The organism is Citrobacter meridianamericanus (assembly GCF_041320245.1).
In the GTDB taxonomy this organism is placed as follows: Bacteria; Pseudomonadota; Gammaproteobacteria; order Enterobacterales; family Enterobacteriaceae; genus Citrobacter; species Citrobacter meridianamericanus.
On record NZ_CP101037.1, the window covers coordinates 155,155 to 173,038 of the forward strand.

At 51.7% G+C, this 17,884-nt stretch carries 22 protein-coding genes and 3 pseudogenes; 2 read left to right on the forward strand and 23 right to left on the reverse strand.

Annotation, left to right across the window (positions count from 1 at the left end; genetic code table 11):
• Window positions 1-48 precede the first annotated feature (48 nt).
• The 8 genes and pseudogenes from ere(A) to aac(6')-IIc all read right to left on the reverse strand — a co-directional run.
• Window positions 49-1,089: pseudogene (ere(A), locus tag NMD08_RS26725) on the reverse strand (EreA family erythromycin esterase); the annotation flags it as partial.
• 86 nt (window positions 1,090-1,175) lie between these two features.
• Window positions 1,176-1,583 (reverse strand): nuclear transport factor 2 family protein, encoded by a 408-nt coding sequence (locus tag NMD08_RS26730; protein ID WP_063613390.1) that lies wholly within the window; start codon window positions 1,581-1,583, stop codon window positions 1,176-1,178.
• A gap of 386 nt (window positions 1,584-1,969) precedes the next feature.
• Complete coding sequence (gene arr / locus NMD08_RS26735) at window positions 1,970-2,383, reverse strand: NAD(+)--rifampin ADP-ribosyltransferase (protein ID WP_012695486.1); 414 nt, start codon at window positions 2,381-2,383, stop codon at window positions 1,970-1,972.
• Window positions 2,384-2,510: 127 nt separating this feature from the next.
• Window positions 2,511-3,320: an aminoglycoside N-acetyltransferase AAC(3)-IIg gene (aac(3)-IIg, locus tag NMD08_RS26740; RefSeq protein ID WP_012695485.1), complete on the reverse strand. Its 810-nt coding sequence runs from the start codon at window positions 3,318-3,320 to the stop codon at window positions 2,511-2,513.
• A gap of 241 nt (window positions 3,321-3,561) precedes the next feature.
• Window positions 3,562-4,917 (reverse strand): IS1380-like element IS1247 family transposase, encoded by a 1,356-nt coding sequence (locus NMD08_RS26745; protein ID WP_006473457.1) that lies wholly within the window; start codon window positions 4,915-4,917, stop codon window positions 3,562-3,564.
• A gap of 93 nt (window positions 4,918-5,010) precedes the next feature.
• A pseudogene (locus NMD08_RS26750) lies at window positions 5,011-5,199 on the reverse strand (erythromycin esterase family protein); the annotation flags it as partial.
• Window positions 5,200-5,282: 83 nt separating this feature from the next.
• Entirely contained in the window at window positions 5,283-5,408 is a 126-nt protein-coding gene (locus tag NMD08_RS26755) for a hypothetical protein (RefSeq protein ID WP_022646489.1), read from the reverse strand.
• Window positions 5,405-5,986 (reverse strand): aminoglycoside N-acetyltransferase AAC(6')-IIc, encoded by a 582-nt coding sequence (aac(6')-IIc, locus tag NMD08_RS26760; protein WP_012695484.1) that lies wholly within the window; start codon window positions 5,984-5,986, stop codon window positions 5,405-5,407. Before aac(6')-IIc ends, NMD08_RS26755 begins: the two co-directional genes overlap by 4 nt.
• 162 nt (window positions 5,987-6,148) lie before the next feature.
• Here aac(6')-IIc and intI1 point away from each other — a divergent pair, with 162 nt between their 5' ends.
• Together intI1 and NMD08_RS26770 are read left to right on the forward strand one after the other, a co-directional pair.
• Window positions 6,149-7,162, forward strand: a complete 1,014-nt coding sequence (intI1, locus tag NMD08_RS26765) for a class 1 integron integrase IntI1 (protein WP_000845048.1) — start codon at window positions 6,149-6,151, stop codon at window positions 7,160-7,162.
• A 435-nt stretch (window positions 7,163-7,597) separates the two neighbouring features.
• Window positions 7,598-7,771, forward strand: coding sequence for a hypothetical protein (locus tag NMD08_RS26770; RefSeq protein WP_247180393.1), 174 nt, complete (start codon window positions 7,598-7,600; stop codon window positions 7,769-7,771).
• A gap of 35 nt (window positions 7,772-7,806) precedes the next feature.
• On the opposite strand, the gene NMD08_RS26775 is transcribed toward NMD08_RS26770, so the two are convergent.
• The 15 genes and pseudogenes from NMD08_RS26775 to NMD08_RS26845 all read right to left on the reverse strand — a co-directional run bounded on the left by NMD08_RS26775 (window position 7,807) and on the right by NMD08_RS26845 (window position 17,556).
• Window positions 7,807-7,956 (reverse strand): hypothetical protein, encoded by a 150-nt coding sequence (locus tag NMD08_RS26775; RefSeq protein WP_370620232.1) that lies wholly within the window; start codon window positions 7,954-7,956, stop codon window positions 7,807-7,809.
• A gap of 5 nt (window positions 7,957-7,961) precedes the next feature.
• Window positions 7,962-8,665: pseudogene (locus NMD08_RS26780) on the reverse strand (IS6-like element IS26 family transposase).
• An 11-nt stretch (window positions 8,666-8,676) separates the two neighbouring features.
• Window positions 8,677-9,126 carry an HNH endonuclease gene (locus NMD08_RS26785; protein WP_000241453.1) on the reverse strand — a complete coding sequence of 150 codons (450 nt, stop codon included), beginning with the start codon at window positions 9,124-9,126 and terminating at the stop codon, window positions 8,677-8,679.
• A gap of 54 nt (window positions 9,127-9,180) precedes the next feature.
• Entirely contained in the window at window positions 9,181-9,375 is a 195-nt protein-coding gene (locus NMD08_RS26790) for a hypothetical protein (protein ID WP_000159617.1), read from the reverse strand.
• The gene (locus NMD08_RS26795) at window positions 9,372-9,683 is read right to left on the reverse strand and encodes a hypothetical protein (RefSeq protein WP_000172888.1); all 312 of its coding nucleotides are present in this window, start codon (window positions 9,681-9,683) and stop codon (window positions 9,372-9,374) included. The genes NMD08_RS26790 and NMD08_RS26795 overlap by 4 nt, the downstream gene beginning before the upstream one ends.
• A gap of 62 nt (window positions 9,684-9,745) precedes the next feature.
• Window positions 9,746-9,985 (reverse strand): hypothetical protein, encoded by a 240-nt coding sequence (locus tag NMD08_RS26800; RefSeq protein WP_001180999.1) that lies wholly within the window; start codon window positions 9,983-9,985, stop codon window positions 9,746-9,748.
• A gap of 249 nt (window positions 9,986-10,234) precedes the next feature.
• The gene (locus NMD08_RS26805; protein WP_022646499.1) at window positions 10,235-11,647 is read right to left on the reverse strand and encodes a hypothetical protein; all 1,413 of its coding nucleotides are present in this window, start codon (window positions 11,645-11,647) and stop codon (window positions 10,235-10,237) included.
• Between the two features lie 153 nt (window positions 11,648-11,800).
• A complete protein-coding gene (locus tag NMD08_RS26810) occupies window positions 11,801-12,130 on the reverse strand; it encodes a hypothetical protein (RefSeq protein ID WP_000140246.1) in 330 nt (109 codons plus the stop codon).
• A gap of 116 nt (window positions 12,131-12,246) precedes the next feature.
• Window positions 12,247-13,215 carry an IS5-like element IS903B family transposase gene (locus NMD08_RS26815; RefSeq protein WP_072223036.1) on the reverse strand — a complete coding sequence of 323 codons (969 nt, stop codon included), beginning with the start codon at window positions 13,213-13,215 and terminating at the stop codon, window positions 12,247-12,249.
• Between the two features lie 17 nt (window positions 13,216-13,232).
• Window positions 13,233-13,475 (reverse strand): hypothetical protein, encoded by a 243-nt coding sequence (locus tag NMD08_RS26820; RefSeq protein ID WP_370620233.1) that lies wholly within the window; start codon window positions 13,473-13,475, stop codon window positions 13,233-13,235.
• A gap of 207 nt (window positions 13,476-13,682) precedes the next feature.
• On the reverse strand, window positions 13,683-14,663 hold the full coding sequence (locus NMD08_RS26825; protein ID WP_000019448.1) for an IS5-like element ISKpn26 family transposase: 981 nt from the start codon (window positions 14,661-14,663) through the stop codon (window positions 13,683-13,685).
• A gap of 103 nt (window positions 14,664-14,766) precedes the next feature.
• Window positions 14,767-15,144, reverse strand: coding sequence for a hypothetical protein (locus NMD08_RS26830; RefSeq protein WP_000645320.1), 378 nt, complete (start codon window positions 15,142-15,144; stop codon window positions 14,767-14,769).
• 405 nt (window positions 15,145-15,549) lie between these two features.
• Entirely contained in the window at window positions 15,550-16,695 is a 1,146-nt protein-coding gene (locus NMD08_RS26835; RefSeq protein WP_000339750.1) for a hypothetical protein, read from the reverse strand.
• A 44-nt stretch (window positions 16,696-16,739) separates the two neighbouring features.
• Window positions 16,740-17,036 (reverse strand): type II toxin-antitoxin system RelE/ParE family toxin, encoded by a 297-nt coding sequence (locus tag NMD08_RS26840; RefSeq protein WP_000581857.1) that lies wholly within the window; start codon window positions 17,034-17,036, stop codon window positions 16,740-16,742.
• Between the two features lie 49 nt (window positions 17,037-17,085).
• The gene (locus NMD08_RS26845) at window positions 17,086-17,556 is read right to left on the reverse strand and encodes a hypothetical protein (RefSeq protein ID WP_000170639.1); all 471 of its coding nucleotides are present in this window, start codon (window positions 17,554-17,556) and stop codon (window positions 17,086-17,088) included.
• Window positions 17,557-17,884: the final 328 nt, after the last annotated feature.

Below are 17,884 nucleotides of genomic sequence, written 5' to 3' on the forward strand. Positions count from 1 at the left end.
CGTCCGGTGGATTGGCAGGTTATGCTCCTTCATTTCATTTCTGGTTTCCTATAGGGCAACCAGGCTGTCCTTGCCGGCGCTGGGAACGCAGACGATGGCATCAAATGCCTCGCTCAAATTCGTTTCTACAGAGGCGCTTTGGGACCGCATTCGCTTTGCTTCCATGGGGTCATCTGTCAATGTCAGGCATGAATCCTCCTTACCACAGGCATCGATGACATACTGTTCCACACTATCCTCACGGATTGCATCGGCAGGCGTGGTCACAACAGAGAATCCAAGAGGACTGTCGGGCGATGGGAAATGCATTTCCGGCACGGTGAGTCCAAGATGGGTGAATGCAATCGCACGGTAATCCCCCTCCTCCCTCTCTGCGAGATGCTGTCCCATGGGAACAGCCGTAAGCTCGCCTGAAAAGGAAACTGGAGTTTTTTGTAAATGATTGTTGTGCGCCAGCAGAATTATCCTTACATCCGGATTCGCTCGAACCATTCCATCCACCACGCCCGCCATATACGAGTCACGTACGGAAGTATCTCCCTCAAGAGAGGTACCATCGAAGAAAGCTTTCATTACACGCAAGGTTTCCAACGTATACTCTATCGACTCTATTCGATCAGAGGCTTTTCGGAAAAAATCGCTGTTGACGTGATTTTTCAGGACAGGGGCAAGCGACGCCAAACGGAGCTTCAATCTGGTTACCCCTGAGATAGCTTTCTCCTGCTGAGCCGTTTCCAACTCCCCCCATTTTGCCGATGAAATAACCGCCGACTGGCCATCAATGGACGTCAACAACTGAGTCAGCGCATCAACGTGGGGTTTCATGAGGTGGTCGATGACCTGGATAATTTCGGCCAATTGCGCTAGGTCGTCCCTTGGATTCAAGGTGTTGGGTAAATCGATTCCGACTAACTGCAGTTTTCTTCCTGATTCGCGTAGATATGATTTAACCCAAATCAGCACTGAGCCATACAAAGAAAAGGTCAGGGTATCCGAAAATCGCTCAAGTTCATGAGCACCGGCTGTTGAGTTGAGCCATTCAGATAGCCGGGATGCCTGAATCGCCCCACATTCCAAACCAATCGCATTAAGCATGCTTCCTCCACAATGGAGAGGCCCAGTTACAGGACGTTGCATAACTGCCAGCCGCGACCATTGAGGTCGCGGCATTTCTCTCATGACCGCTTTTGGCGCAATCCGAGCGATCTACTCGGCAGCTGTCGGCCCTTGGGGTCTTGTTTAGGGAACTGGCTCAGATGTTCGTGAGTGATCTTCCAGACATTCGCTTCTCTACGAAGGATAGTTGTTCCTCGCCCACCGCCTTCCAGAGCGCTACCATTTAAAATTGCCCTCCACCGGAAGTGATAGGTGCATCCGGCACAATCTTTCGACTGGGCAACCCACTCCAGGTTTTCTAACCAATAATTTTCAAGAGGAAATTTTTTCCAGGTTTCCTCAAAGGCTTGCCGTATCTGCTTCAGTCCACAAAATGATCCGTCATTGAACCAGAATATCGCATTTGGTGAAATTAACGGCACCAACTGATCGAAGTCGTGCATATTAATCAGTTTGCTCGACTTCACGCGGGATCCAGAACCAGGCGACATAGAGGGCCCGTAGGAAGAGAATCGTCAGCGCCGTTCCCACGACGATGCCGCCCATCATTGCGTAGGCACGATTGCCAGCATGAACTGGCAAAGCGCCGAAGTGCTTGCCAGCCTGGACACGTTTAACCTGACCGAGAGGTACGGTTGCGATGCGGAGATCATATTTGTTAATTAACGCGCTTGCTTAATTAACAATGGCCACGGGATTCTACTCGGAATCCCTTCAAGGCGAGGGGCGAAAATCGGCCCCAGGCGGCGAGTGGGCTAAGCAATTTGTGGCATCCGCGACGCGAATAAAGACCAGTGCGGTCATCGGCTACAGTCGGTTCCATGCGCCATGATGGCACTGCCGGCAGGCGACGTTAATCGATGATCTCGGCACCTTCTGCGTTCAGACGCGCCAGGCCCTCCTTCATTTCCCGCAGCCGCTGGGCCGTGTGTGCTTGCCACTTCGTCACTTCAGCAATTACGCGCAATGGATCGCGGGAGCGATAAGACAGGGTCGGGTTACCCGGGAACTTCTTATCCGTCAGGTTCGGATCCTCCTCGATGGCGCCGGTCGGTTCGACGACATAAATTCGTTCCGTTCCGCTGCCACCCGCCAATTCGGCGCCCCAGATCGCCGCATCGAGCGTGCCTGTAAAATACACCCACGACAGGGATTTCGCGTCTGTGAAATTCGATCGATAACCGACGGCGATCAGATCACCGGGTGCAAGAGCGGCTTTGGTTCCATGGAAGAACGACTGGGCAAACATGGTTGCGGTAGCAGACATAGAGTCCCCCTTGATGTTAAGCGCTTCTGTTCACAGTGTCGCGGGGCCCGTATTTTCGGCGGGGCGCACCCTGGATACATAGTCGTTGATAGGGTGCGGGCGAGCATCCCGCATGCCATGCGTCGGATCAGGGCGAGCCAAAGTGCCGTTGAAGATAGTCGACACCGAACGAAACGATATCCCGCGCTTCGAACAAGTAGCAGTGCGCCTGACCGACCAAGCCCTCCCGATGGCGTCGCAGCTCCACATAGGCATTGGTAATTGTCTCGACGGCGTCCGGCTCTCCTTCGATAGCGAAACAATCGAGAATGCCGTTGGAGTCGAAATCCTCGGCGCGTTTCCATCTCACTCCGCCGTCCTCGCTGCGGATCGGCATTTCGTAGCTCACGCGTCGCTTGTTCGGGATGCGGGCAATGGCCTCGGCGTAGTGCAGGACGGTAACGGAATCGAGCGGGGCTCCGAGCAACAGAACCTTTCCGGCACGCTCGACGAAACGCTCCAGCGGCGATCCAGGTCCGAAAGCCTGCCCAAGTTCGTGAGGCCGCGTCAGAGTGCCGGCCAGAGGCCCTACCGCGACCATCGAGGCATCCGGGTGCGCGCTGCGCCGGGCGCCGGGTGTCTGGAGGAGGAACCGGTTGAGCAGGCCGAAGCCGCGATACGTGCCTGATATGGCTGGATCGAACGGCGGCCATCGGTGGCGCAGTTCCGCATCCATCCGTGCGCCATTGAGCGTTTCTTCGTAAGGCGACCGGTCCCACGAGGCGTATCCCATCAAGCTTCCAGTGGGGCCGACGGCATCGAGCAGGGCAGACACTATCGATGCTGCGCCTCCATCGACGGGGCCGATCGCCTTCAGCGATGCGTGAACCATGACGAGAGCGCCGGATTGGACACCCAGCCGTGAAAGGTCCGCCGCAATTGTTTCCCTTGTGTTCATTCCGCTGCCATCCTCTATATCCTGCATTCCCCAAGTGGCGTGTCGTTTGAGGTGAAGATAGCCTGTATCCGAGCGCTAGACAAGGATTTTCTGCCGCAAGCGGCACCTGCGGTCGCGCAGACTGCTGGATCTGGACGGATCAGACCGCGAAGCCGCTGTTTCCTTGCCCAGGGGCGGCGTTTTTCAGCGCAGCGGACAGATCTGTCCAGCCGCTTTCGTTCAGTTTGAGCGTGGATCGCGATCATGCGCATAGCGGTGGCGCTCGCAATCGGCGGATAGCGGCGAGGATGGCGCGTACCATCGTGCCGGTGACAGCGACCTCGGCCAGCTGGAAGGTGATGGTGCGGGCGTGACGGACCACACGTGCCCCGATCTTGATCAGCTTCAGTTGCAGGCTGGTCAACGACCAGTCGGCCATGGCCTCGGGCAGCTCGATGCAGCGCAAGAAGGTGGCCAGGTTGTACGCCAGGGCGTGCAGTTGCAGCCGCACCTCATTGTCGCGGAACTTCCGGCACGACAGCCGCGTCCAGCGAAAGGCGTATTTGCCCTCTTTGATGTGCTGCTCGGCGGTGCCGCGCTGGTTGTAGAACCGCACCACCCAGTCCGGCTCCATCGGCAGGTTGGTGACGATGAAGCCGACACGCGGGAACAGTTCGCCCGGATGCCATTCGATCTTGGCGATCACCCGGCGTTCCTTGTCCCAGGACGCCGCCTGATACTCGAATTCCTCGAAGAACCGCTTGACCTTGGTCAGTGACGGCCGCCCGACAGGGCGCGTTAGCCGATGCGCGATCTTGTCCTTGAGGACCGCGTTTGCGGGCAGCCGGATGGCGTAGAAGAACCGCGCTTCTTCCAATCGCTCATAGATCGCCGGGATCGCGTAGGCAGCATCGGCCCGGAAGAACCTGCCACCAAGGTCGCGCTCCGCGTAGCGCGCAATTACGGGGTCGAGAACATCACGCCAGCCATCGGCGCTGTGGACGTTGCCATGGCGCAGGGCGCAGCGTTCCAGCATCCCGAACTGGTTGAACAGAAAGTTGGGGTGATAGCAGCTACAGTCGAAATGGCCATTCCAGGCGGACCCTTCCTGGTCGCCATGGGTCGGGCTGACCGAGCTGTCCATGTCCAGAACGATGTACTTCAGCCCGTTACGGTCATGGAACCGGTCGATCCATTGCCCGTTCAGGTCGGCCAGCGCGGCACGGTTCCCGGCCAGAGCCAGCGTCTCGGTCTCGAACCGTCCCATCTGCGATGCCGAGGCCGCTTGTGCATCGACCGCTCTGCCGCCGACAACTTGGCGCATGACCGGATCGCAGGCGAGACGGTTGGCGTCGTTGACATCCTCGTATCCGGCCAGCCGCCCAAAGACTGATTGCCGGAACAGGCCGTCGAGCCGATGGACCGTGTTCTTGCCAGAGCGAGTATCGCGCAGCGCCGCTGACGCCAAATCGGACAACCCGAGCGCGTCATCAAGCTCGCGCATCACCAGAAGGCCGCCGTCGGAACTGAGCTGCGTGCCGCGAAATTCCAGCCGCACGCGAGGGTCGAAATCCACCCGATCTGCCCGTTGCAAGCCCGCACCCTCTGGGTGATCCATGAAACGCGCCCCTCGCAGCCTTCAACACCATGTTTTATATAGGAAATATAATGGTCAGGACAGCGAAATCAGCGCCTTACTTGGGAAATGTGGGTTAAAATCATGCCTCTCGACAAAATAGCGAATAAGACTAGCTCTAGCCAGTGAGAACTCCGCGACAAAGTGAGCACCCTCGCCAATGCCGACAATTCGGGCGCCCTCAACTACGGGATTAAGAATCTCAAACTCATTGAACTCCAGCTTTTGAGGCTGTAAAAGTGTTCTGGTCGTTCTCCATGTCATTTTTTTATCCTTTTGCGTTTATTGCTGAAATCGTCATACTTTCGCTTCGCCAATAACCAGGCTCACAGAGCATAACGCCCCAGTTAACCGACATCAACGTGCGCAGCACGTTGATGTCCGGTTGAACGCCCGGTTAGGCTGACGACAGATGCGAAGGCAGATGAGAACACGCCGAGATACCAGTTGGTAGAGATGGTGCAGCCATTCATGACCACTTCCCCTTGATTTTGAAGCTTTGAACAGTGCGCAGGCTTTCGAACGCCTGGCGTGTTTGGACCATGTACACCGCAGGGCCGTCAGGTGTGAGGATGTTTTTTTCTTGAACGAACCCGGCCTTCTCGTAGCAGCGAATGGCGCGATGGTTGCTAGGAGATGGATCGGTTTGGATTTTCGTTACGGCCGGGTCGCTAAACAGGAGTTCAACGAGCGAGCGTACGAGCTTTGTACCCAACCCCTTGTTTAACTGTGATGGATTAGCCAAAGACTGGTCAATCCCGCGGACCCCTGGATCAGTTTCGTCTTCCCACCATCCATCGCCACTTCCAAGTGCGATGTAGGATTGGGCGTAGCCGATGGGTTCGTCATCTAGCATTGCGATGTAAGGCACTACAGCTTGCTTTGCCAGAACTTCGGGCGAATAGTGTTCTAAGACTTCGTCAAGAGTTGGGCGTTCATCCTCGCCGCCCCACCACTCGACTATGTGGGGGCGGTTCAGCCAAGCATGGAGCATTGGCAGATCGTTCTCGGCCATGACTCGTAGAACTATTGCGGCATTGTTGGCGGACATGAGATGTTGATTCCGTGCGGGCCTAACTTTGTTTTAGGGCGACTGCCCTGCTGCGTAACATCGTTGCTGCTCCATAACATCAAACATCGACCCACGGCGTAACGCGCTTGCTGCTTGGATGCCCGAGGCATAGACTGTACAAAAAAACAGTCATAACAAGCCATGAAAACCGCCACTGCGCCGTTACCACCGCTGCGTTCGGTCAAGGTTCTGGACCAGTTGCGTGAGCGCATACGCTACTTGCATTACAGCTTACGAACCGAACAGGCTTATGTCCACTGGGTTCGTGCCTTCATCCGTTTCCACGGTGTGCGTCACCCGGCAACCTTGGGCAGCAGCGAAGTCGAGGCATTTCTGTCCTGGCTGGCGAACGAGCGCAAGGTTTCGGTCTCCACGCATCGTCAGGCATTGGCGGCCTTGCTGTTCTTCTACGGCAAGGTGCTGTGCACGGATCTGCCCTGGCTTCAGGAGATCGGAAGACCTCGGCCGTCGCGGCGCTTGCCGGTGGTGCTGACCCCGGATGAAGTGGTTCGCATCCTCGGTTTTCTGGAAGGCGAGCATCGTTTGTTCGCCCAGCTTCTGTATGGAACGGGCATGCGGATCAGTGAGGGTTTGCAACTGCGGGTCAAGGATCTGGATTTCGATCACGGCACGATCATCGTGCGGGAGGGCAAGGGCTCCAAGGATCGGGCCTTGATGTTACCCGAGAGCTTGGCACCCAGCCTGCGCGAGCAGCTGTCGCGTGCACGGGCATGGTGGCTGAAGGACCAGGCCGAGGGCCGCAGCGGCGTTGCGCTTCCCGACGCCCTTGAGCGGAAGTATCCGCGCGCCGGGCATTCCTGGCCGTGGTTCTGGGTTTTTGCGCAGCACACGCATTCGACCGATCCACGGAGCGGTGTCGTGCGTCGCCATCACATGTATGACCAGACCTTTCAGCGCGCCTTCAAACGTGCCGTAGAACAAGCAGGCATCACGAAGCCCGCCACACCGCACACCCTCCGCCACTCGTTCGCGACGGCCTTGCTCCGCAGCGGTTACGACATTCGAACCGTGCAGGATCTGCTCGGCCATTCCGACGTCTCTACGACGATGATTTACACGCATGTGCTGAAAGTTGGCGGTGCCGGAGTGCGCTCACCGCTTGATGCGCTGCCGCCCCTCACTAGTGAGAGGTAGGGCAGCGCAAGTCAATCCTGGCGGATTCACTACCCCTGCGCGAAGGCCATCGGTGCCGCATCGAACGGCCGGTTGCGGAAAGTCCTCCCTGCGTCCGCTGATGGCCGGCAGCAGCCCGTCGTTGCCTGATGGATCCAACCCCTCCGCTGCTATAGTGCAGTCGGCTTCTGACGTTCAGTGCAGCCGTCTTCTGAAAACGACAGCTACCCCCGGCCAAAAAGGCCGTCATGCGATTTATCTTGGCCGGGTCGTTATTGGCGGGTCTAAATGGCCGCTCCGTGGATCTCATCGCCAGAAATGGCGATGCGAGATCCAGGGCAGGGCGGCCGCCATCGTCAGACCTGGCGATGGTCGACGCCGGCGCGCATCGTCGGATGTGGCGATGCGAGCTCGAGGTCGGTGGCCACCGCCGGCGACCTGGTGCCATCGTCGGCAATGGCGATGCTGCAGCTCGACGTGCGCGGCCTGGTCGTCTCGGCATCGTCGGATGCGGCGATGCTCGAGCGAGGCGAAAAAACCGCCTCGGGGTGTCCGAGGCGGCAAGTCTGCATGCGGTTCAGGGAGGAAGAAACCGCGCCGGCGATCAGGGAGGAAAACCGCGCGGCCTGATGTGCAGCTCGGCCACTTTAGCCGGATTTTTCGACTTATCCGATGCGAGCGGCCCGCCGTGGGCGCTGCTCGATCTGCTGTTGCTTTTTCTCGACGTGCTTCTGCTCCTGGTGCTCCTGGTGCTGCTGCTCGTCGCGCGGCACTGTTGCAAAGTTAGCGATGAGGCAGCCTTTTGTCTTATTCAAAGGCCTTACATTTCAAAAACTCTGCTTACCAGGCGCATTTCGCCCAGGGATCACCATAATAAAATGCTGAGGCCTGGCCTTTGCGTAGTGCACGCATCACCTCAATACCTTTGATGGTGGCGTAAGCCGTCTTCATGGATTTAAATCCCAGCGTGGCGCCGATTATCCGTTTCAGTTTGCCATGATCGCATTCAATCACGTTGTTCCGGTACTTAATCTGTCGGTGTTCAACGTCAGACGGGCACCGGCCTTCGCGTTTGAGCAGAGCAAGCGCGCGACCATAGGCGGGCGCTTTATCCGTGTTGATGAATCGCGGGATCTGCCACTTCTTCACGTTGTTGAGGATTTTACCCAGAAACCGGTATGCAGCTTTGCTGTTACGACGGGAGGAGAGATAAAAATCGACAGTGCGGCCCCGGCTGTCGACGGCCCGGTACAGATACGCCCAGCGGCCATTGACCTTCACGTAGGTTTCATCCATGTGCCACGGGCAAAGATCGGAAGGGTTACGCCAGTACCAGCGCAGCCGTTTTTCCATTTCAGGCGCATAACGCTGAACCCAGCGGTAAATCGTGGAGTGATCGACATTCACTCCGCGTTCAGCCAGCATCTCCTGCAGCTCACGGTAACTGATGCCGTATTTGCAGTACCAGCGTACGGCCCACAGAATGATGTCACGCTGAAAATGCCGGCCTTTGAATGGGTTCATGTGCAGCTCCATCAGCAAAAGGGGATGATAAGTTTATCACCACCGACTATTTGCAACAGTGCCATTTCTTTTCTCATTCCTTCAACACTAAAAGCTCCTTTAAAAAGGTTGCAGGGGGCGCATGATGGAAATAAGTTTTCTATAGCATGCAGTTCAGGGTGCATAACCTTACCCGTACTTCGGGCAACATGAGTTACGCCGCTGCCGACAGGGGCTCTCACCAGTTCAAAGTCGCGTCGAACAGGCTCAACATGATCGGCATGCCACCCTTTTTCAGGAAGCTTGCAACCACAATAGGCACAACGCCCCCCAAATTTCATTCGCAGCTCAGCTCGCTGTATTTTAGAGATCTTATTTTTAGGTTTTGAGAACCTACCATCAGGTGATTCAGCTTTGGATAACTTTGCTGAGGGCTCAGGTAATTCAACTAAATTCCCGTTGATATTTATCACCTTGACCATATCATTTTCCGCCTTTACTAAGCTCACGGGCACAGGAACTGGCTTAAGTAACCGCTAAAGATAACAGCCACTGACTGCATCTACCCAGACCTTCTGTTTATACTCAATAGGCCACCCCTCTTTATCTGCCCGGATGACGCAATCATTTACCGTGGTGCGTGACCGGATACGAACATCAAGCGGAAGCGAATCGTTATCCACACGAGCCTGTGCCTCATTTAAAATGCGTAAAAACATCTCTTTGGTCATTCAGATACCCCCTCAACTTTGCGAATTTTGATCAGATGAGGGCGACTCAGTTTACAAAGTTGTTCTGTCGCTTCATCAATCGAATTGAACCGATGAGCCTCTTCGATATTTAAAGTCCAGTATTTCGCTTTCCCTTCTCCCAGATCGGACTCAAAATAATTTCGCTTTACATCCATTTTTTTAGGCCTGCCATTTATCTTGACGACATTATGTCTGTCATCAAAAAGAAATTCGTCCCCCTCAAAAGTGATTAATACAAATGGCCCCTCAGGCTTGGAAGTCCGGGAACTTTCCATTTTCAAAGTCATACTTCAGCCTCTCGATAGAACTCATGAAACGTCAAATTAAAATGGACTCACACCACACTGATTCAGTATTCCTCCTGAACCCCATTAGGCTCTGTTGTGATTTCATATTTAATTCCGCCAGGTGCTCCCACAGCGTCCGCGACCGACTCACACAGCAGCGAGAGATCGTTGAGGGTCATTGGGTGTTCAATGTCCAGCGTGAAGAGTTTCCCGGCTTGCTTGGCGGCTGTCTTGTCAGCATGTTCGGCATTAAAAAGGTATACGGTGTGTTTTTCCTGAGCGGGTGTATTTTGATTTTGCATTGATGATCCTTTTGTTTAGTTCCCCGATTCCGGGGGTGAGTGAATTAATTTAAATTTATATTCGTCTGGTTTAATTAGAACGTTTCCACGCTATGCGTAAACAGGTAATGCAAGGGCTGTATCAACAGGATTAAAGTTACTTTTCTGGATGCAGCAACGCTTGGACATGATGTCCACATTACATCACGATCAAAGCTAAGTTTTTTTTGTATAACCCCTCCATTTTCGTGTGTTTCGCGTTTCAGACGCTTATACGACCTGCTTGACCATCCTCATCAGAAGGCGGTTTAACAGTCCTTTCGCTGTCGGGCGATTGCTATCGACATAGTAAAAACCTGTTTTGGTCGTACCGTGAGCACTGCTCAGCACCCTCAGTTCCCAGATAACGTCACGGATAACGCCGCCATTTTCTGGCTTAAGGCATTCAGATAAATGGCGCATGAAACGAGCTCTTACGGCACGGTAATAGCGGAACTCCTCTGGCTGGTTAGTATTTTCTTTCACCCGGAGTCGCTGGTTACACAGAGTTAGAACTGCATCCATCATTCCCGCCTTCAGCTTCGCCTGGATCGCACCTTGTTGCTGTTCCCTCTCACCTTCGAGTAACGTTAAAATTCTTTCTCCGAGTGCCGTCTTGTTGTGTACGTGCAACTGAACACAGGCAGCTACGCATGCCCAGAATCTGAACTTTTTTATCTGTCCACGCAATTTCCGGGCTACAACCTGACGGTATGCAGAATCACTGAGTATTTTAAAACGCCGACTGGCAACCAGCTCTGGAAGCGACACTCTGTCGCCTATCCCCAGGCGGGAAAAGGTTTGTCCCCGCTGTGCGAGACGATGATAGACAGCGCCCTTGCCTTTTGAAATTCGGACCGCGCCATAACGAAGAAGATACTGAGCAGCAGTCGTTGGAGTAAACTCACCGTCAGCGATGCGCTGGCGTAACCCGTCGTATTCATGCCAGATAATCCAGGACGCCGTATCTTCTTCAACAGTCAGCTCATCCTCTTCCTCGAATGCCACGACGACAGAACTGCTCTCTCCGGTCTTTAGGCTACGTGAAGCCCTGGGGTCAGCCTGCCCGTCAAAATAGGTCATCAGCGGCAACGTATCAGTCAGTCCATCATAAGCTGTACCGAACCGGCCTCCGGGCAGTTTCATCCAGAGTGGAGCTGGCATTGGTGTACGGGGCACAGGCTGCATGTCAGGCTCATCCTCAAGAAGGTCCAGATCGGCCTCTTCCCAGACCCTGCGATAGATCTCAATTGCCCGAAACGGGCGAGGGTTGAAACAGTGCAACGACCAGAGGAAATCAACGTGGATCACGTTTGCTTCCTGTACAAGCCGAAATTGTGGCTCAGCCATACGACGGTTATAAGCCGTATCGTCAACCTCGCCGGAAAGTAGCTTTCTGCGATGCTCTGCCGCACGTCTTGCTTCAACATAATCAAGGCTGCAACAGGCATGAAAAAGACGTTCAGTCAGGGACGAAGAAAAGATATTGGGTTGAAGACGCACATATCCGCCTTCGAACACTTTACGACCGATATAATCCCGCAGGCTCCAGTCGTACTGGATCTTAGAAAGAAATCGCTGAAGACGACTCAGGCCAGCCTGATAACCGTATTTCTCCGGGTCAGTTCGAAGGAGCGTTTCCATTGAATGGTCAACCCCTACTGCTGTGCAAAATGAGCACCCTATAATTCTGATCATTTAGAAATTTTTTTGCGTTTAAAATCAATGAATTGAAAGATTTCATTTTTCTAAGTCTGATAAAACAGATGAAAACCCAACTGACTATACTCATAAAACTCAATCTTTGCGCTGCTGTACGATACCAGTAATTACAGGTGCCGAGTTTAACATCATGAAAAGTAGCCCAATAATGAATGACGCAACGCCAGCTGCGGTGCCTAACTTCTGACTGAACACCATTGAAACAAAGTACATATTTGGGATAAAAACGGACATAGCAATCACGAAAAGTAACTTATTCAGATAATTATTTATTCGGGTCTTAACCTCAACTCTATCATAAAAAGCCATCGAAACGTAAGCAGTTATCAGTGAATAAAAAGACCATGTCATATAGTTAACCGATTCATTAAATGCCTCTCGCAAAAGCAAAGCACTTTCTGTCATTCCCTACCTCATTAAATCAATAGAAAATAAATCTGAATAATTTATTTTTAAAAGAAAAGAGGCTTTGTTGAATAAATCAGATTTCGGGTAAGTCTCCCCCGTAGCGGGTTGTGTTTTCAGGCAATACGCACGCTTTCAGGCATACCTGCTTTCGTCATTTTGTTCAGCGCTCGTACCAGGGCCATAGCCTCCGCAACCTGACCATCGTAGTCACGCAGCGTCAGTGAACCCCCGAACAGCTGTTTTACCCGGTACATCGCCGTTTCCGCTATCGAGCGACGATTGTAATCTGTTGTCCATTTCCACCGCGCATTACTCCCGGTCAGCCGCTGATTCGCAACAGCACGGTTACGGTCTGCATATTCACCGGGCCAGTAACCCGCACCTTTTCGGGGCGGGATAAGCGCGCTGATTTTCTTACGCCGCAGTTCATCGTGACAGAGCCGGGTATCGTAAGCGCCATCGGCGGCGGCTGACCTGATTTTCCGGTGGGTTTGCCGGATTAACCCGGGGAAGGCCTCTGAGTCCGTAACGTTGTTCAGCGACAGGTCAGCGCAGATGATTTCATGTGTTTTACTGTCAACGGCGAGATGCAGCTTACGCCAGATACGGCGGCGTTCCTGGCCATGCTTTTTGACTTTCCACTCGCCTTCACCGAAGACCTTCAGCCCGGTGGAATCAATTACCAGGTGTGCGATTTCACCCCGGGTGGGCGTTTTGAAACTGACATTAACCGACTTTGCCCGCCTGCTGACACAGCTGTAATCCGGGCAGCGTAGCGGAACGTTCATCAGAGAAAAAATGGAATCAATAAAGCCCTGCGCAGCGCGCAGGGTCAGCCTGAATACGCGTTTAATGACCAGCACAGTCGTGATGGCAAGGTCAGAATAGCGCTGAGGTCTTCCCCGTGATGAAGGCGTTGCCGACTCATACCAGGCCTGAATAGCTTCATCATCCAGCCAGAAAGTTATGGAGCCACGGTTGATGAGGGCTTTATTGTAGGTGGGCCAGTTGGTGATTTTGAACTTTTGCTTTGCCACGGAACGGTCTGCGTTGTCGGGAAGATGCGTGATCTGATCCTTCAACTCAGCAAAAGTTCGATTTATTCAACAAAGCCCCTGCCAATTACTATTACGTAGTTCATTTCACCTGAAACACGATCCGTGAGTAATTGAATGGAAATATCAGTCGCTCGCGTGGCCTGGCTAGCAGAAATTTTTGCATGTAAGAAAGCTCCCTTTCGAAAGTTGGCCGGAGTCAAACCTGTAATATCCTCGGAGCTAAAATTAAGTGAAGATAGAGTTGAAAATAAATCACAGCTAATGACTTCAGTATTATTAGACATAACCCGGCTCCGCTCATATTCATGTTAAGGTAATTATATCAGGTTGATAGCATTACCTAAGGAAGGTGCGAATAAGCAGGTCATTTCTTCCCAAGCTGACTCGCTGATTAAAATTTCGCGGATCTGGGCCGATTTTTTTCCCGCAAACACATCGAATCAGCCTATTTAGGCTATTTTTTCCACCATTTCTGGCGTTATTTCCGGTTTTTACTGAGATCTCTCCCACTGACGTATCATTTGGTCCACCCGAAACAGGTTGGCCAGGGTGAATAACATCGCCAGTTGGTTATCGTTTTTCAGCAGCCCCTTGTATCTGGCTTTCACGAAGCCGAACTGCCGCTTGATGATGCGAAACGGGTGCTCCACCCTGGCACGGATGCTGGCTTTCATGTATTCGATGTTGATGGCCGTTTTGTTCTTGCGCGGATTCTGCTTCAAGGTTTTTACCTTGCCGGGACGCTCGGCGATCAGCCAGTCCACATCCACCTCGGCCAGCTCCTCGCGCTGTGGCGCTCCTTGGTAGCCGGCATCGGCTGAGACAAATTGCTCCTCTCCATGAAGCAGATTACCCAGCTGATTGAGGTCATGCTCGTTGGCCGCGGTGGTGACTAGGCTGTGGGTCAGGCCACTCTTGGCATCGACACCAATGTGGGCCTTCATGCCAAAGTGCCACTGATTGCCTTTCTTGGTCTGATGCATCTCCGGATCGCGTTGCTGCTCTTTGTTCTTGGTCGAGCTGGGTGCCTCAATGATGGTGGCATCGACCAAGGTGCCTTGAGTCATCATGACGCCTGCTTCGGCCAGCCAGCGATTGATGGTCTTGAACAATTGGCGGGCCAGTTGATGCTGCTCCAGCAGGTGGCGGAAATTCATGATGGTGGTGCGGTCCGGCAGGGCGCTATCCAGGGATAATCGGGCAAACAGGCGCATGGAGGCGATTTCGTACAGGGCATCTTCCATGGCACCGTCGCTCAGGTTGTACCAATGCTGCATGCAGTGAATACGCAGCATGGTCTCCAGCGGATAGGGCCGTCGGCCATTGCCCGCCTTGGGATAAAACGGCTCGATGACAGCGGTCATATTCTGCCATGGCAGAATCTGCTCCATGCGGGAGAGGAAAATCTCTTTTCGGGTCTGACGGCGCTTAGTGCTGAATTCACTATCGGCGAAGGTGAGTTGATGGCTCATGATGTCCCTCTGGGATGCGCTCCGGATGAATATGATGATCTCATATCAGGAACTTGTTCGCACCTTCCCTAATAACTTGGTGGCAAAAAGTTGTGGTTTTTGATTAACTAAAATTGATGTTCTCAATACTGCTCAAGAATTCTTTCTTTACACCCGGAGTAAAAGGTATACGTTCAATGTATTTATAAAGCGTCGCAAAGGTTTTGGTTTCAATGTTTCGTGAAATAACATCATCAATCGGGTCTTCGAACATATTAATAAAAACATCAATATGCTGCTCTCCGCTTTCTGAAGCTAAAGAGAGAATACAGACCACTTCAATGTAGCGGTTATCCTGCTCTGCAATGAACAACCAGTGCCCTTCGTTAAAGGCTGGTGCAGCACTGAAGCGTTTTACAACAATTTCTGAAAGAGCATATCCTGCCTGATCCAACAGATTAATAAAGTTGAGTTGAGTTGAAACCACGTCTAACGCTTTCATAAAACCTCCTTTTCATCTGTACTTATTATACTGTTACCCATCCCCCCAGCTAATAACCTCCCAGCAAACTTTCAAAAAAAATACCACCTTTAATTAGAATTGAACACATCCTTTTTAAATAACAAAAAGGATTATGAAACCCACAATGTTTGTGATGTGCCACCAAGGAAAAGTAACTTTTATGTGCTCATAAATCTTATTTCGTATTCACTTTCCTTTGTCTTTCGGTCGTAGATTATCAGGGGAAGCATAAGAAGAATATGTGAGGTTTAAGCAAATGCGGTGATCGGGCATTATAATTTGGTGAGGCTATTATAAGTGGATAAAGATAGTCGTAGGTATAGGATCAGGTTAAATTGCATTTTCCCGGTTGCCTTCCCTGGCCTACCGGTTTCAGCTCAGATACTAAGACCAGCGGTAATACTTAAAATATTCCTCATTTGCAGCTATAAACTCCCTCAAACCGTTCATTAATCCCTTCTCAAACGCTGTCACGATAAACCGGTAACCGTCCAGTGTTTCAATGTAGTAAATACCGCCTGGTGTAATTCCAACATGCAACACCTCGGCTGTCATCATAAACTGGCCTTCCGGAAAATCATGCGAAAGGTAAATGAAACCAGTAGTGGCCGATGCGGGTGTGGCATTCACTAAGACCCCGTTAAACTGCTGCCCGTGCCTCGCCGGTACAAGCTCACTTCCCCTGGTTGACTTATCAAGCAGCCTCTTAACATCTTTTTCTTCTTTTAACGAGGTATAGACCCGCACATCACTGTCATCACCTGGGCGAGAGCCGGTGCCAACATGAGCAAGACGACGGTAAGCACTGCGCATATTAACGTGGCAGGATGCCCCTGCTCTACCCTGAAGCCTTACGCCAAAGTCTTCGCAAAGTAACAAAATCTGACGTAGCTGGTTTTCATGCACGGACGCTGAGAGTGAAAGATTGAAACAGGAAAAGGTCAGTTCTAAAACCTTTTCGCGTTTGTCATTGAAATGAGCTTCCAGCCTGATGACTGGCTTTTCCGACATTGCAAAAGCTTTGTCCGTTACTCTGTACCGGCATTCATCTCCGAAACATTCTTTAACAACGCTGGCTATGACCGTGTCGTGTTCTCCATCTTCCGGAGCTGGCACAAAGATTTCAAATTGTGCCGGTGTATCCGGCTCAAGCAGAACGGGATAGAGACGCGGAGAATTAAGCAAAGCGCATTCAGAATTAATGAGCTTAACCCAGGCGCTTTTGTCGTCCGGATCCTTAAGCTGCTGTCCAAGGTTATCGCAAAAGTCAACTATCTGACGGGTATGCTCATCCGTGACTGCACAGATCAGGTTAAGACCATGCGTGGCCATACGCAGTTCCCGGGTTCGGGACTGGGAATTGATCGACCAGGGGTTAAGTGAAAGCGAAATAGGGCTTATGGAAGGGACGACCGTCTCATTCTGCAAATCTGTAAGCTGGCAGTTCGCAGTAGGCTTCGGGGAAAGGGTACTAAATATGTAACTTGCCTGTTGTTTAGTACTGGCCTGGATATAAAACATCGCGTCCATGCTTGTATCCCGGGATGAAATTGAAAATAGCTTCATTTTTAACCTTAATGGATGAGCGATTTATAGTCATGTGCAGACAAATGAACATTATGTGCGCCATCATTCCATTCAAAGAATAATCGATACTTAGAGTTTACTCGAATGGAGGAATAACGGTTTGACGTCATTCTTAAGCGTTCATAACGCAAGCTGTTGGATAATAACTCCCGCTCACTCTGGACATTATCCAGCGTTTCAAGTCGACACAGAATCGCGTTAATAATTTCAGAAGGAATACCTGCCGTTGTTTTTCCATTACGGAAGAACTTTTCAAGCCGTCTGTCTTTAAATGAATGGATCATAGTTCCTCCGTAATAATTGACCTTAAAATTAAATTAAAAGGGCTTTGAATTAATGAATACCTAAAATGCGGGCGGCAACTGCCAGCTGCTTATCACTTAACTGACGCTGGTGGGTTAAAGAAGACTTAAGGCTTTCCAGAAAATTATTACTACTGGATTGTTGGGTGATTGCATCAACCATTTTTTGATGAGACCTGCACCATGCTGTGAACGCAGAACTGTGGGCGCTTTCAGTCCTTAAACGCTCGTCTTGCAGGGATGCTGACACTTTGCGGGCAGCTTGCGCATTAATGCGGTACAGCGCATTCAGCGTGTAAGCAGTACGGGTCGTTTCGAGGCTGTAACCCGTGGCTTTACAAGCCATACAGCGACTTCTATAAAAATGCTTACGCTCTCCCCGCCCATTGCATTTATCGCAAACAATACGAAAAGTATATTCCGCAGTACCTTTTACAGAATCAACACAGCGGATTTTTGCGCTGGAGATTTCAATTCCACTGCGATCATAATATTTGGTCATAATGTGATTCCTCCGGTTAGTTCTGGAGTAATCATGACAGAATGAATCTACTGGCTAATAACCTGAGAGTAAATATTTTAAAAAAACATTGAGAGAGGGGCTGCAAATTTATACACGAAGGATTCAAATATAATTTGTTTAAAAAATTAAGAGCATTCTGAAGTAAAATTGCATCAAAAAGCATTCATGGATAAATCATGTACTGGTGCCAGCGATTTAAACGAGGACATTGTTCCGGTGTAATTACACAGTTTAGCATCATAGATTATAACCAAAAGGAAGGAGTCCTTCCCGTCTCGGGAATATTACTTTCCCGTTTGCAGTTTAA